Origin of the sequence: Pseudolysinimonas sp., from assembly GCF_044239695.1 — a bacterium.
Taxonomy (GTDB): domain Bacteria; phylum Actinomycetota; class Actinomycetes; order Actinomycetales; family Microbacteriaceae; genus Pseudolysinimonas_A.
Genome location: NZ_JBIIAW010000020.1, coordinates 1 through 13,159 on the forward strand (window position 1 = coordinate 1; position 13,159 = coordinate 13,159).

At 71.5% G+C, this 13,159-nt stretch carries 12 protein-coding genes; 10 read left to right on the forward strand and 2 right to left on the reverse strand.

What is annotated here, in order from left to right:
• The 10 genes from ACILQS_RS04935 to ACILQS_RS04980 all read left to right on the forward strand — a co-directional run.
• On the forward strand, positions 1–336 hold a 336-nt coding region (locus ACILQS_RS04935; protein ID WP_395638996.1), incomplete at its 5' end, for a BRCT domain-containing protein.
• 592 nt (positions 337–928) lie between these two features.
• Complete coding sequence (locus ACILQS_RS04940; protein WP_395638997.1) at positions 929–2,323, forward strand: alpha/beta hydrolase; 1,395 nt, start codon at positions 929–931, stop codon at positions 2,321–2,323.
• A 28-nt stretch (positions 2,324–2,351) separates the two neighbouring features.
• Entirely contained in the window at positions 2,352–2,651 is a 300-nt protein-coding gene (gene gatC, locus ACILQS_RS04945) for an Asp-tRNA(Asn)/Glu-tRNA(Gln) amidotransferase subunit GatC (RefSeq protein WP_395638998.1), read from the forward strand.
• The gene (gatA, locus tag ACILQS_RS04950; RefSeq protein ID WP_395638999.1) at positions 2,648–4,165 is read left to right on the forward strand and encodes an Asp-tRNA(Asn)/Glu-tRNA(Gln) amidotransferase subunit GatA; all 1,518 of its coding nucleotides are present in this window, start codon (positions 2,648–2,650) and stop codon (positions 4,163–4,165) included. Before gatC ends, gatA begins: the two co-directional genes overlap by 4 nt.
• Before the next feature lie 193 nt (positions 4,166–4,358).
• The gene (locus tag ACILQS_RS04955; RefSeq protein ID WP_395639000.1) at positions 4,359–5,915 is read left to right on the forward strand and encodes an ABC transporter substrate-binding protein; all 1,557 of its coding nucleotides are present in this window, start codon (positions 4,359–4,361) and stop codon (positions 5,913–5,915) included.
• 81 nt (positions 5,916–5,996) lie between these two features.
• A complete protein-coding gene (locus ACILQS_RS04960) occupies positions 5,997–6,938 on the forward strand; it encodes an ABC transporter permease (RefSeq protein WP_395639001.1) in 942 nt (313 codons plus the stop codon).
• Positions 6,935–9,571 carry a dipeptide ABC transporter ATP-binding protein gene (locus ACILQS_RS04965; RefSeq protein WP_395639002.1) on the forward strand — a complete coding sequence of 879 codons (2,637 nt, stop codon included), beginning with the start codon at positions 6,935–6,937 and terminating at the stop codon, positions 9,569–9,571. The genes ACILQS_RS04960 and ACILQS_RS04965 overlap by 4 nt, the downstream gene beginning before the upstream one ends.
• The gene (locus tag ACILQS_RS04970) at positions 9,568–10,575 is read left to right on the forward strand and encodes a LacI family DNA-binding transcriptional regulator (protein ID WP_395639003.1); all 1,008 of its coding nucleotides are present in this window, start codon (positions 9,568–9,570) and stop codon (positions 10,573–10,575) included. Before ACILQS_RS04965 ends, ACILQS_RS04970 begins: the two co-directional genes overlap by 4 nt.
• Positions 10,572–11,714, forward strand: a complete 1,143-nt coding sequence (locus tag ACILQS_RS04975) for an alpha/beta hydrolase fold domain-containing protein (RefSeq protein WP_395639004.1) — start codon at positions 10,572–10,574, stop codon at positions 11,712–11,714. The genes ACILQS_RS04970 and ACILQS_RS04975 overlap by 4 nt, the downstream gene beginning before the upstream one ends.
• 12 nt (positions 11,715–11,726) lie before the next feature.
• The gene (locus ACILQS_RS04980; RefSeq protein WP_395639005.1) at positions 11,727–12,104 is read left to right on the forward strand and encodes a hypothetical protein; all 378 of its coding nucleotides are present in this window, start codon (positions 11,727–11,729) and stop codon (positions 12,102–12,104) included.
• 34 nt (positions 12,105–12,138) lie between these two features.
• Here ACILQS_RS04980 and ACILQS_RS04985 read toward each other — a convergent pair whose 3' ends face one another.
• Positions 12,139–12,633, reverse strand: coding sequence for a hypothetical protein (locus tag ACILQS_RS04985; protein WP_395639006.1), 495 nt, complete (start codon positions 12,631–12,633; stop codon positions 12,139–12,141).
• A 41-nt stretch (positions 12,634–12,674) separates the two neighbouring features.
• Positions 12,675–13,151, reverse strand: a complete 477-nt coding sequence (locus tag ACILQS_RS04990; RefSeq protein ID WP_395639007.1) for a YbaK/EbsC family protein — start codon at positions 13,149–13,151, stop codon at positions 12,675–12,677.
• Positions 13,152–13,159 lie beyond the last annotated feature (8 nt).

Sequence of the window (13,159 nt, forward strand, 5' to 3'; positions counted from 1 at the left end):
GTCGACGCCTGGCGGGAGGCCGGGGTGCCGTGGGCCGTGCCGGGTCACCCCGGTCCGGGCCGGGCGGGGGAGGCCGGCGGCGTGCTCGCCGGGCTGACGGTCGTCGCGACCGGGTCGCTCGAGGGGTACTCGCGCGAGGAGGCGCAGGAGGCGATTCTGCGGGCCGGCGGCAAAGCGGCCTCGAGCGTGTCGAAGAAGACCGACTTCGTCGCGGCGGGCCCGGGCGCCGGGTCGAAGCTCGGCAAGGCGGAGGAGCTGGGGCTGCGCATCATCGATGCGGCGCAGTTCAGGCTGCTCGTCGAGCAGGGGCCGTCGGCGCTGCCCCCGCAGGACTGACAGCACCTCGAACGCGGGCTCGGCGACGGGTCGCGACGGACTCCGTTGCGACCCGGGGGTAGACCGACCGGGCGGAACGGCGGCGTCGCCCCCGGGCTCCCGCGGCCCCGTCGGCGATCGGGGGACAATCGCACGAGATCCGTTGTCGGGAATCGCGTCATAGGTCGGCCGCTTCGTCGTCTCTTGAGTCAGACACCCTTGCGGATGCGGGTCCGCGCGGCGTCGACGTGCGGCGCACCGCGGCGTGGGTCCCTGATCCACCACGCCCGGTGCGCCGCCACCTCGCCACGCCTCGTCGCCACGCCTCGTCGACCGGGTGAACGTTTCGGGGTACGCGAACGGCGGCCCGACGCGTCGTGCGCACGGCTGCGGAATCCGTCGTGAGTGGGCCGGCACCGAGGCATCCGATGGCCCTCGAACGAGCGTGAACGTCCCCCTTCTGCCCCAGAACGGGGGACAAACCCGGGGATTCCGGGTCTTTTCCGCACGCTGCCAGACCCCGCCCCCCAAACGGGTGTAGCGCTGACCCTAGAATGCGGGGTAGTGCGGTGTTCGCTCCGTCTCGATGCGGAGGGGCGTCGCACGCTGGGCGATGGGACGAACCGACGTGCTGGACGTCAGGGCAATTCTCCGTACCCCGGTGATGGCCGCGGTCGTCGCCGGGGCCCTCGGCGTGTCGCTGCTGTTCTCCGCATCGCCCGCGTCGGCCGCGCCGGCCGGGGTCCCCCAGCCCTACATCGGACCCGACCCGGTCGGCGGCGGATCGTCGCTCGACACCATCGCTCGGCTCGACGGCGTCGCCCTGCTCGACCAGCTCGTGCACCTCACCCCCCGCGAGCGCGGCGAGTTCCTCGACCTCCACCCGGATGCCATCGTCGACCTCGCCGCGACTCCTCCGGCCCCCGCCGCCGTCACCACCTGGTGGTCGCGCACGGCGCCGCTCGCCCGCGCCGCCCTCGCGGCCGAGCTGCCCGGGGTGCTCGGCAACCTCGACGGCATCCCGTACGCGGTGCGCGACCTCGCCAACCGCACCTTCCTCACCCAGACCGTGTTCGCCATCCGCGACCAGCTCGAGGCCGGCGTCGGTCGGGCGATGGAAGACGAGCTGCAGGCGCGCCTCAAGATGCTCGGAGCGGTCGAACGCTCGCTGCTGACCGGGCCGTCGGGCGAGAAGCGCTCCCTCGTCGCGCTCGACGTCACCCAGCAGGGTCGTGCGGTCATCTCGGTCGGCGACCTGACCGACGCCGACTACGTCACCTTCTTCGTGCCCGGCATGTACGTCGGGGTCGCCGAGCAGCTCGTCGACTGGACCGGCAACGCCGAGACCTCGCTGATCGAGCAGCAGCAGTGGCTCGCCGAACTCGGCCTCGAGGGCGAGGTCGCCACCGTCGCCTGGATCGGGTACCACACGCCCACCGTCGTCAACATCGCCGGCATGGATCTCGCCTACCAGGGGCGGGATGCGCTGACCGGGTCGCTGCAGGGGCTCGACGCGCTCCGCGGCGGCACCGGCACGGTCCTCGCCTCAGGGACCCCGGGCACGTCGGTCGCCGTGGCCGACTCCGGTCCGTTCGTGTCGATCGTCGCCCACTCCTACGGTTCGACCGCGGCGATGCTCGCGCTGCAGGAGAACGACGTGAGCGTCGACGCCCTCATCGTCGTGGGTTCGCCCGGCAGCCCGGCGACGAGCGTCGACGACCTCAAGGTCACCGGCGGCAACGTCTGGGTGGCGGCCGCCGACTCCGATCCGGTGCCGCGCAGCGGCGTCTTCGGCAGCCAGCCCCTCGACGAGGCCTTCGGGGCGAACCGGTTCTCGGTGAAGGCGATGACCGACCCGATCACCGGCGAGCAGCTCGACGACATCGAGGGCCATGTCTACTACTTCTGGCCCGGCACCACCTCCGTGCGCAACACGGCGCTCATCGCGATCGGCCAGGGCGCACTGGCGACCACCGACACCGCGCCGGCCAAGGCGACGGCGAAGTAGCGCGTCTCACCTTCCGTAGACTTCCGGGGTGTCTGAAATCACCCCCGACGTCGTGTCGCACCTGGCGCATCTCGCCCGGATCGCGCTCACCGAAGACGAGATCACGAAGCTGACCGGCGAACTGGGGCAGATCGTCGACTCGGTCGCCAAGGTCACCGCCGTCGCGACCCCCGACGTGCCGGCGACGAGCCACCCGATCCCGCTCGGAATGGTGACGCGTGAGGATGTCGTCGGCCCGACGCTCAGCACCGAGCAGGCCCTCTCGGGGGCGCCGGCGAGCGAACTCGGGCAGTTCAAGGTGTCGAGCATCCTGGGAGAAGAGCAGTGACCGACCTCACCGCCCTCACGACGCTGTCGGCCGCCGACCTCGCCGACAAGCTCGCCGCGGGTGAGGTGTCGAGCGTGGAGGCCACCCAGGCTCACCTCGACCGCATCGCCGCAGTGGACGGCGACGTGCACGCGTTCCTGCACGTCAACGCCGCAGCTCTGGATGCGGCCCGCGCCGTCGACGCCCAGCGTGCCGCCGGCGTGCAGCTCTCGCCGCTCGCCGGGGTGCCGGTCGCCATCAAGGACGTGCTCTGCACCCTCGACATGCCCTCGACCGCGGGCTCGAAGATCCTCGAAGGCTGGATCCCGCCGTACGACGCCACCGTCGTCGCGAAGATGCGGGCCGCGGGGCTCGTGCCGCTCGGCAAGACCAACATGGACGAGTTCGCGATGGGCTCCTCGACCGAGCACTCCGCCTACGGCAACACCCACAACCCGTGGGACCTCAGCCGCATCCCGGGCGGTTCCGGCGGCGGGTCGGCCGCGGCCGTGTCGGCGTTCGAGGCGCCGCTCGCGCTCGGCTCCGACACCGGCGGCTCCATCCGGCAGCCCGCGGCGGTCACCGGCTCGGTCGGCATGAAGCCCACCTACGGCGGCGTCTCGCGCTACGGCGCGATCGCGCTGGCGTCGTCGCTCGACCAGGTCGGTCCGGTCACCCGGACGGTGCTGGATGCGGGTCTGCTGCACGACGTCATCGGCGGGCACGACCCGCGCGACTCGACCTCCATCCCGGATGCCTGGCCGTCGTTCGCCGACGCCGCCCGGGCCGGGCTGCGCGGTGAGGGCCTTCGCGGGCTGCGGGTCGGTGTCGTGTCGGAGCTGTCGCAGGAGGGGCAGGGTTTCCAGCCGGGGGTGCTGCAGCGCTTCCGCGAGTCGCTGGCGCTGCTCGAGGCGCAGGGTGCGGAGATCGTCGAGGTCAGTGCCCCGTCGTTCGAGTACGCGATCGCCGCCTACTACCTGATCCTGCCGGCGGAGGCGTCGAGCAACCTCGCCAAGTTCGACTCGGTGCGGTTCGGCCTGCGGGTCGAGGTGCCCGGCGGAACGGTCGAGGATGTCATGGCCGCATCCCGCGAGCAGGGCTTCGGCGACGAGGTGAAGCGCCGCATCATCCTCGGCACCTATGCGCTGTCGGCGGGCTACTACGACGCGTACTACGGATCGGCGCAGAAGGTGCGCACGCTCATCCAGCGCGACTTCGACGCCGCGTTCGGCGTCGCCGACGTGCTGGCGACCCCGTCGGCGCCGACGACGGCCTTCCCGCTCGGGTCGAAGATCGACGACCCGCTCGCGATGTACCTCAACGACCTGACGACGATCCCGGCGAACCTGGCCGGCGTTCCGGGTATCTCGATCCCCGCAGGGCTCGCGCCCGAGGACGGGCTGCCGGTCGGCATCCAGTTCATGGCGCCGGTGCGCGAGGACGCTCGCCTCTACACGGTCGGCGCGGCCCTCGAGTCGCTGCTCGAGCAGCAGTGGGGCGGCCCCCTCCTGTCGCAGGCACCCGCGCTGGCCTGACGATCGGCGGTCGCCGCCGTCGTGCAGGCGGGCGTGGCGCGCTGTCGCCGATCCTGAAGCGTTCGATGTAAAGCGTTTTACATTGAACGCTTCACCTGTGCGGTGACGCGTGATGCACTACGGGGAACGCGAGCCCTCCCGGCACCGCGCGCCATCCCGAACCGGGCACCTGCCCCTGGACGAAGGAGTCCTCTTGTCACACCGCGCACATTCCCGGCTGATCGGTGCGGCCGCTGCCGTCACCGCCGCCGCTCTCGCCCTCGTCGGCTGCGCCTCCTCGGCGCAGCCCGAACTCGAATCCGGACCCCGCGGTGGCACCCTCACGGTCGCCCTCGCCGCGGCGCCGGCCAGCCTCGACCCGGCCAACATGGAACAGTCGACGAGCCCGTTCGCGCAGCCCGCGTATGACGCGCTCATCAACGTGGCTCCCGACGGAGCACTCGAGCCCGGCCTCGCCACCGAGTGGGGCTTCGTCGACGACCAGAACAAGGTCTTCGAGATCACCCTGCGCGAGGGCGTCACGTTCTCCGACGGCGCCGAGCTCGACGCCGAGGCACTCGTCACCAACTTCGAGCACCTCGACACCGGCAAGAGCAACGTCGCGACCCTCGTCAACGGCGGAAACTACGAAGCCGTCGACGCCGACACCGTGCGCATCACCTGGGAGACGCCGCATCCGCTCGCCCCGCAGGCGCTCACCCAGCGCTGGGTCGTCGGCATGGTCGTGTCGCCCGACGCCATCACCGACGACCCCGACGGGCTCGCCACCGAGACCGCGGGCGCCGGACCCTACGTGCTCGACTCGGCGCAGACGGTCGCCGGTTCGCGCTACGTGTACACGGCGCGCGACGACTACTGGGACCCGGCGTCGCAGCACTGGGACGAGATCGTCATCATCGTGATGGACAACGCCGAGCAGCGCCTCAACGCGCTCAAGACCGGTGAAGTCGACTACGCGCTCGGCGACCTGGGCACCGCAGGCGGTGCCGCCGACGCCGGGATGCAGGTGCTCTACGCGCCGACCATCTTCTACGGACTGAGCCTGCTCGACCGTGAAGGCACCCTCGGTTCGCCGCTCGCCGACGTGCGAGTCCGGCAGGCGATCAACTACGCCCTCGACCGCGAGACGATCGCGTCGGCGCTTCTCGGCGAGTACGGCTTCGCCACCGAGCAGACCGTCGTGCCGTCCGAGCCCGGCTACGTGGAGGCGCTCGAAGGGACCTATGCCTACGACCCGGAGAAGGCGAAGGAGCTGCTCGCCGACGCCGGCTATCCCGACGGGTTCACCATCCCGGTCATCGCGAGCACCTCGTCGACCGCCGCGACGCTGTCGCAGGTCATCGTCGAACAGCTCGCCGCCGTGGGCATCACCGTGCAGCTCGACGCCCGCCCCGGTCCCGACTACTTCGCCGCGATGACCGGCGGAACGTTCGCCGCCGCGGTCGTCGGCTACGGATCGCAGCCGATGCCGATGGAGTACGACGGACTGTTCGGACCGAAGGCCATCTTCAACCCCCTCGGATCGACGAGCAGCACGATCGACGACCTGATGGCGAAGGCCCTCGTCGCCTCCGAAGACGAGGCGGCGGAGCTCTACCAGCAGATCGAGACGGAACTCGTCGAGGAGGCGTGGTTCGCCCCGGCCGTCATCGCCCCGGTGTTCTACCTCGCCGGCGAGAACCTCGCCCCGGTGTCGGTGTCGGTCGAGCGTCCGCAGGCGCCGCTCACCGAGCTCGCCCCCGCCGAGTGAGCCGACGAGCCGGGGAGGGGCAGCACCTCTCCCCGGCTCTGGCCTCCTCGAACCACCGAACCTCCGAGTAGGAAAGAACCCATGCTGCTGCGTCGACTGAGCGTCTGGCTCGTGATGAGCGTCGCACTGTTCTTCACCATCTCCGTGCTCGTCTTCGTGCTGGTCTCGCTCACCCCCGGCGACGCGGCGCGCGCGATCGTCGGCCCCACCGCGTCGGTTGAGCGCTACGAGCAGGTGCGGGCCCAATTGGGGCTGGATCTTCCGCTCTGGGAGCAGTACGCCCGCTGGCTCGGGGGGCTGCTTCACGGCGACCTCGGCGACTCCGTCGTCACCGGAGTGCCGGTCTCGCAAGTCCTCGCCGACCGGCTCGAGCCGACCCTCTCGCTCATGATCGGCACGTTCCTCTGCGCGTCGGTGCTCGGCATCGTTCTCGGCGTGATCGGCGCCTCGCGACCAGGTGCCGTCGGTAAGGCGGCGGATGTCGGCAGCGTGCTCGGCGCGGCCGTCCCCAACTTCTGGATCGGCCTGGTGCTCGCCGCCCTGTTCGCGGTGCAACTGCGCTGGCTGCCGACGAGCGGGTACACGCCGCTCGTCGACGGCGTCGGCCCGTGGCTGCAGCACCTCATCCTGCCGATCGCGACCCTCACCGTCGGCGGCACCGCACTGCTCGCCAAGCAGACCCGCGACGCCGTCGCCGAACAGCTCACCCAGCCCTACATCCTGCTGCTGCGTGCGCACGGGGTGAGCGAGCGCCGCATCCTGTGGCGGCACGCCCTCCGCGGGGCGGCGATCCCGATCGTCACCATCCTCGGCATGAAGATGATCGGCCTCACCAGCGGCACCGTGCTCGTCGAGAGCGTGTTCGTCATACCGGGGTTCGCCGGCTATTCGGTCAACGCGACCCTGCTGCACGACATCCCGGTCGTGCAGGCGATCACGCTCATCTTCACCGTCGTCATCATCGTCACCAACCTCGCGGTCGAGCTGCTCTACAGCCGCCTCAACGTCAAGGAGGCGGCATGAGCGCCCGCGAGATCCAGGCTGCCGAAACCGGAGCGGTGATCGACGTCGATCCGGATGCCGGCGTCGACGGGGACTCCGGTGCGCCGCGCGATCTGCGGGACACCCGCCCGTTGCCGCGTCTGCTGCTCGCGCGACCTCAGTTCGTGGTGTGCGCCTCCCTCCTGCTCGTCATCATCGGCGCGCTCGCGCTCGCACCCGTCATCGCGCCCTACTCGCCGCTCGCTCAAGACCTCAGGCAGGTGCTCGCCGGCCCGAGCGCCGCTCACCCGCTCGGCACCGACGACCTCGGGCGGGACGTGCTGTCGCGGCTGCTCTACGGCGGCGGCCAGACCCTCGTCGGAGTGCTGCAGGCGGTTCTCGTGTTCCTCGCGCTCGGGACGAGCCTCGGCCTGATCGCCGGCATGGCGCGCGGCGTCGTCGACACGATCATCGTGCGCGCCGCCGAGGTGCTCTTGAGCGTGCCGGCGTTCATCATCCTGCTCGTCACCCTCTCGATCTCGCCCGGCAACATGACGCTCGCGATGACGACGATCGGTGTGCTGACCAGTCCGCTGCTGTTGCGCGTGGTGCGCGGAACCACGAAGTCGGTGCGCGAAGAACTGTTCGTGCGCAGCGCCCGCGCGATGGGGCTCACCGAAGCCCAGATCACCGTGCGGCACGTGCTGCCGCGGCTCGCCGGCCCGATCATCGTGCAGGTCACCGTCTTCAGCGGTGCGGCGATCATGACCGAGACGGGCCTCGGCTACCTCGGTTTCGGCGTGCGGCTGCCCGACCCGAGCTGGGGCAACATGGTGCACACCGCGAGCGAGAACATCTCGCGGGCGCCGTGGCTCCTCGTGCCGACCGGTGGCGCCATCATCATCACCATCCTCACCCTGATGCTGCTCGGCGACAGCGTGCGCGATGCGGTCGCCGACCGCTGGAGCGGCACGACCGGTCGTCGGATGCGCGCGCGCCGGGCGCCCGACCGACTGGATGGCGCACAGCCGGATGCCGACGCCCTGCTCAGCGTGCGCGACCTCGAGATCGTGCTCGACACCCCGGCAGGCGCGATGCCGATCGTGCGCGGTGTCTCCTTCGACCTGCACCGCGGCGAGACGCTGTGTCTCGTCGGAGAGTCGGGCTCGGGCAAGTCGGTGACCGCTCTCGCGCTGCTCGGACTGACCCGCGGTCTGCGGGTCGCCGGCGGGCGGATCGTGATCGACGGAGCCGACCTGAGCGCACGCAGCCCCGAAGAGCTCCGCCGGTTGCGGGCCGAGAGTTTCGGCTACATCACCCAGGATCCCCAGCCGTCGCTCGACCCGTCGATGAGGGTCGGCGATCTGCTCGCCCAACTGGTGCGGCTCCACCAGCGCGTCGGGGCTGCCGAGTCGCGTCGCGTCGCGGTCGAACTGCTCGAGCGGGTGCAGATCCCCGACGCGGCGGCCGTCGCACGACGCTACCCCCATCAGCTCTCGGGCGGGATGGCACAGCGCGTCGTGATCGCCGCCGCGCTGAGTGCACGACCGAAGGTGCTCATCGCCGACGAGCCGACGACCGCTCTCGACGTCACCGTGCAGGCCGAGATCCTCGCCCTGCTGCACGCGCTGTGCGACGACGACGACTCGATGACGCTGCTGCTCATCACGCACGACTGGGGTGTCGTCGCTGACATCGCCGACCGGGTCATCGTCATGCGCGACGGCGAGCTGGTGGAGCAGGCATCGGTGACCGACATCTTCGCCCGCCCCATCGCCGCCCACACTCAGGCGATGCTCGCCGCCGATCCTGCCCGGTTGCCCGTGCACCCGGTGCGGCCCGCCGGCGCGCCGCTGCTGGCCGTGCGCGACCTCGAGATCCAGTACTCGGGCCGCGATGCCGCGGGTCGCGCCGTGCGCAGCACCGCCGTGCGCGGCATCGACCTCGACATCGACGCGGGACGCACCCTCGGCCTCATCGGAGAGTCGGGGTCGGGCAAGTCGAGTGTCGGCAACGCGATCGTCGGTCTCGTCGAGGCGAGTGCCGGAAGCATCCGCCTCGACGGTGAAGAACTGGTCGGGGTCGGCAGGGCCCGCCGCCGCGAGCTCGCCCGCCGCGTGCAGATCATCTTCCAGGACCCGTACGGCTCGCTCAATCCGGTGCGAACCGTCGGCTCGATCCTCTCCGAACCACTCGTCGCCACCCGCCGGATGGGGCGGCGCGACGCCGAGAAGGCGGTGCGCACCGCCCTCGACCGGGTGGCGCTGCCGGCGAGTGCCGCGGCCCGCTACCCGTCGCAGTTCTCTGGCGGGCAGCGCCAGCGCATCGCCATCGCGCGGGCGATCGTGCTCGAGCCGGAACTCGTCGTCTGCGACGAACCGGTCAGTGCTCTCGACCTGACGATCCAGTCGCAGGTTCTCGAACTGCTCACCGAGCTGCAGGATGAACTCGGCATCGCCTACCTGTTCATCTCGCACGACATCTCGGTGGTGCGCAGCTTCTGCGACGACGTCGCGGTCATGCACCGCGGGGTGATCGTGGAGCGCGGCCCGATCGAACAGATCGCCGAACGACCCGAGCACCCCTATACGCGATCGCTCCTCGACGCGGTGCCGCTCCCCGACCCGACGGTGCAGCAGGGGCGTTCGCGTTCGGTGCGGAGGTTCGAGGGATGACCAGTCCGGTCACGATCCACGACGTGGCCCAGGCCGCCCAGGTGTCGATCGCCACCGTCTCTAATGCGATGAACCGCCCGGGTCGGGTGGCCGCCGACACCCGCACGCGCGTGCTCGACGCCGCCGACCGGCTCGGCTACGTGCCGCACGCGATCGCCGCCCATCGCGCCCGGACGGCGCGCGAACGCATCGGGGTGATCGCGCCGTTCGTCACCCACTCGTCGTACACGGCACGCATCCAGGGCATTCTCCCGGTGCTGGGTGCGGACCACATGGAGGCTCTCGTCTTCGATCACCCGTCCGCGAGCCGATCGCCGTCGCCGCGCCTCGCGACGCTGCCGTTCTCGGGCAACCTCGACGGACTCGTCATCATGGGGGTCCCCGTCGACACCGGGCTCGCCGACCGGCTGCTCACCCGCGGAGTGCCGACCGTGCTCGTCGACTCGCGGCATCCCCAGTTCACCTCCGTCGTGCTCGACGAGGATCACGGTGCCGCCACGGCCGCCGAGCATCTCGTCGGTCGGGGCTACACGCGATTCGTGTACGTCACCGAGGGGCAGATCTCGAACGACTTCATCTCGCAGGGCAAGCGCCGACTCGCCGGATTCCTGCGGGCGCTCGCCGACCTGGGGGTGGAGGAGGAGCGGGTGCACCGGCTCACCGCCCGCGCGGGCGACGCGCATGCCGGGAGGCTCGCCGCCGACGCGATTCTGTCGCTCGCCGAGAAGGACCGGGTGGGCGTGCTCGCCGGCCACGACATCCTCGCCGCGGGGATGCTCGCGGGCTTCCGCAGCCGACACGTCGACATCCCCGGCCGGGTCGGGGTCATGGGGTGGGATGGGGGCGAGCTCGTCGAAGCGCTCGGCGTGACGACGATGCGGCAGCCGCTGGCCGAGTCGGGCCGGGTCGGCGCGGAGCGGCTGATCTCGCACATGCGCGACGCGAGTGCCCCGGTGGAACGCATCGTGCTGATGCCGACCCTGGTGCCGGGGATCACGACGTGAGCGAGACGGGAGACGCGCGCGCTGCGGGACGGGCGTTGCCGGCCGACCTGGCTCGGCTGCTCGAGCGGGTGGCGGGCGACCTCGACGGCCCGGAGCAGGCGGAGCCGCCGTTCGAGCATCCCGCCGGGGAGCCGCCGGCCGATTGGATGCGGCGGGTGGCGACGGTGCGCGCCCAACACGACGCGTTCGCGCAACGTCGGCGCGGAGTTCTCGCCGCTGCCGCGCGGGAGCTCTTCGGCACCGATGCCGCGGGTCTGCTCGGCGACCCCGGGCCACTGTCGCGCGAGGATGTGGAGCTTCCGGTCGCCTCCGACGGGGTACTGCTGCGGCTGGCGCCCGGACTCGAGCGCCCGATGCCGCGCAGCTGGCAGACGCCGGCGCCGGCGCGGCCGCTGCCGGTACGGGTGACTTCGCCGGAGTCGCCGCGCGCGGCGATCGTGCGGCTGCACGGCGGCGCGTTCTGGATGGGGGGTGGTGTGACGCGCACGGTGATCGACCGGGTGCTCGTCGACCTGCTCGCGAGCCGGTGCAACGCGATGGTGCTCGATGTCGACTATCGACTCGCGCCCGAGCATCCCTATCCGGCGGCGGTGCTGGATACGCTTCATGCGCTCGATCGGGTGCGCGCCGATGTCGCCGCGCGCGGCATCGACCCGAGCCGCATCGCACTCGTCGGTACCTCGTCGGGGGCGAACGTGGCGACGACCGCGGCGATGCTCGACGCGGCCCGCGGCGACGTGGTGCCGCTCGCCGCGCTTGCTCTCGTCGTGCCCTCGGTCGATGCGACGAGCGCTGCGCCGGCGTTGCGTGACGATCCGGTCGCATGGGAGAAGCGGCGTCGCCTGGTGCGCGGCTATCTCGGCACGCAGGTCGACCCGTCGGATCCTCGAGTGTCGCCTGCTCTGCGCGCGCAGTTGCCGGGGATGCCGCCGACGTTCGCGGCGATCGCCGAGTTCGACGAGGTCGCGGTCGGCGGCGAAGCTCTCTGCCGCGCGATCCGCGCGGGCGGAGGTGTCGCGGAGTCGCGGGTGTACCCGATGACGCACACGACGGCGACGCCGGCGGTGGAAGCCTCGGTGATGCGGGATCTCGCGGACTTTCTGCGACCACTCCTCGGGGCGTCGCGACCGCTCCCGTGAGACCCTGAAGGGATGAGCGCCCGCAACGTCACCCGCATCCTGCTCGGTTCGGCGCTGGTGTTCGCCGGCGTGAGCCATCTCACGTTCGCGCGCGCCGAGTTTCAGGCGCAGGTGCCGCCGCAGCTGCCGCTCGAGCCCGACACGACGGTGGTGCTCTCGGGGGTGGCGGAGATCACGCTCGGGTCGGCCCTCGTGCTGGCGCCGAACCCGCTGCGGAAGCTCGTGGGGGTCGCCGGGGCGGCGTTCTTCACGGCGATCTTCCCCGGCAACCTCGCGCAGTGGCACTACCGGCGCGACGGGTTCGGGCTCGACACCGACCGCAAGCGGTTCGTGCGGCTGTTCTTCCAGCCGGTGCTGATCGCGGCGGCGCTCTGGTCGACCCGCCGCTGAGGTCTCGCGGCCGCGGGGTGCTTCGTTCTCGCCCTCAGGGGGCGGAGGCCATCATCGTGGCGAACGCGAGTCCGGAGATGATGACGGCCATCACGGTGACGAACAGGCTCGAGTACTCGAACCGGTAGTCGGTGGCGGCTCCGCGGCGGTGGCGGCGCGCGGTGTCGGCGTCGGCGGTGCCGTCGACGATCTGCTGTCGGGCGGCGGCGAGGGCTCGGCCGTCGCGGTCGTGGTGGTCGACGATGGAGGCGAGGATCCAGATGCTGAGGGCGATGCCGACGACGAGCACGGTTCCGAAGCCGACGAGGTCGCGCTGGGCGTCGACGGGCCACAGCAGCCGGGTGGCTGCGACGGCGATCATCCCGAGCACGCCGAGCGAGACGGCGCGGACCTCCCAGGTGGGCGGAGTGCGCACGGCGGCGCCGGGGATGCGGGATTGCGGGGGGAGGAAGATGCGCACCCAGCCGGGCCGGATCGCGGAGGCGAGGGCGAGCGCGGCCACGCCGAGCAGCACCCAGAGCACGACCATTCCTCGACTGTAGGGGTGCCGACGGGCTCGCCCTTCGTGGTTCAGTCGACGGCGACGATCGTGCCGCCGGTGATGCGCACCAGCTCGGCGAAGGTGAGCGGGAACACGGCGTGCGAGTGACCGGCGGCGGCCCAGATCTCGTCGAAGGTGTCGAGCACGGGGTCGACGACGGTGCGCAGCGGGGCGGGATGCCCGACCGGGGCGACTCCGCCGATCACCTGCCCGGTGGCGGCCCGCACGATCTCGGGGGTGGCGCGCTCGATGACGCCGACGCCGATCCTCGCGGCGAGGGCGGTGGTGTCGACCCGGTGCCCGCCGGAGGTCATCACGAGCAGCGGGACACCGTCGGCGACGAACACGAGCGAGTTGGCGATCGCGCCGACTTCCACGCCGACGGCGGCGGCTGCTTCGGCGGCGGTGCGGGCGCCGTCCGGGATGTGGGTGATGCGGTCGACCCCGGACACGCCGAGGCGCGCCAGCACGTCGCGGACGTTCTCGACACTGCGGGGTTCGCTCATTCTTCGAC

What these genes read in the sequence shown, in the direction of transcription:
- ACILQS_RS04940 (WP_395638997.1), top strand. Translation starts at nt 929, where the DNA reads ATGGGACGAACCGACGTGCTGGACGTCAGGGCAATTCTCCGTACCCCG.
- ACILQS_RS04960 (WP_395639001.1), top strand. Translation starts at nt 5,997, where the DNA reads ATGCTGCTGCGTCGACTGAGCGTCTGGCTCGTGATGAGCGTCGCACTG.
- ACILQS_RS04965 (WP_395639002.1), top strand. Translation starts at nt 6,935, where the DNA reads ATGAGCGCCCGCGAGATCCAGGCTGCCGAAACCGGAGCGGTGATCGAC.
- ACILQS_RS04970 (WP_395639003.1), top strand. Translation starts at nt 9,568, where the DNA reads ATGACCAGTCCGGTCACGATCCACGACGTGGCCCAGGCCGCCCAGGTG.
- ACILQS_RS04980 (WP_395639005.1), top strand. Translation starts at nt 11,727, where the DNA reads ATGAGCGCCCGCAACGTCACCCGCATCCTGCTCGGTTCGGCGCTGGTG.
- ACILQS_RS04985 (WP_395639006.1), bottom strand. Translation starts at nt 12,633, where the DNA reads ATGGTCGTGCTCTGGGTGCTGCTCGGCGTGGCCGCGCTCGCCCTCGCC.
- ACILQS_RS04990 (WP_395639007.1), bottom strand. Translation starts at nt 13,151, where the DNA reads ATGAGCGAACCCCGCAGTGTCGAGAACGTCCGCGACGTGCTGGCGCGC.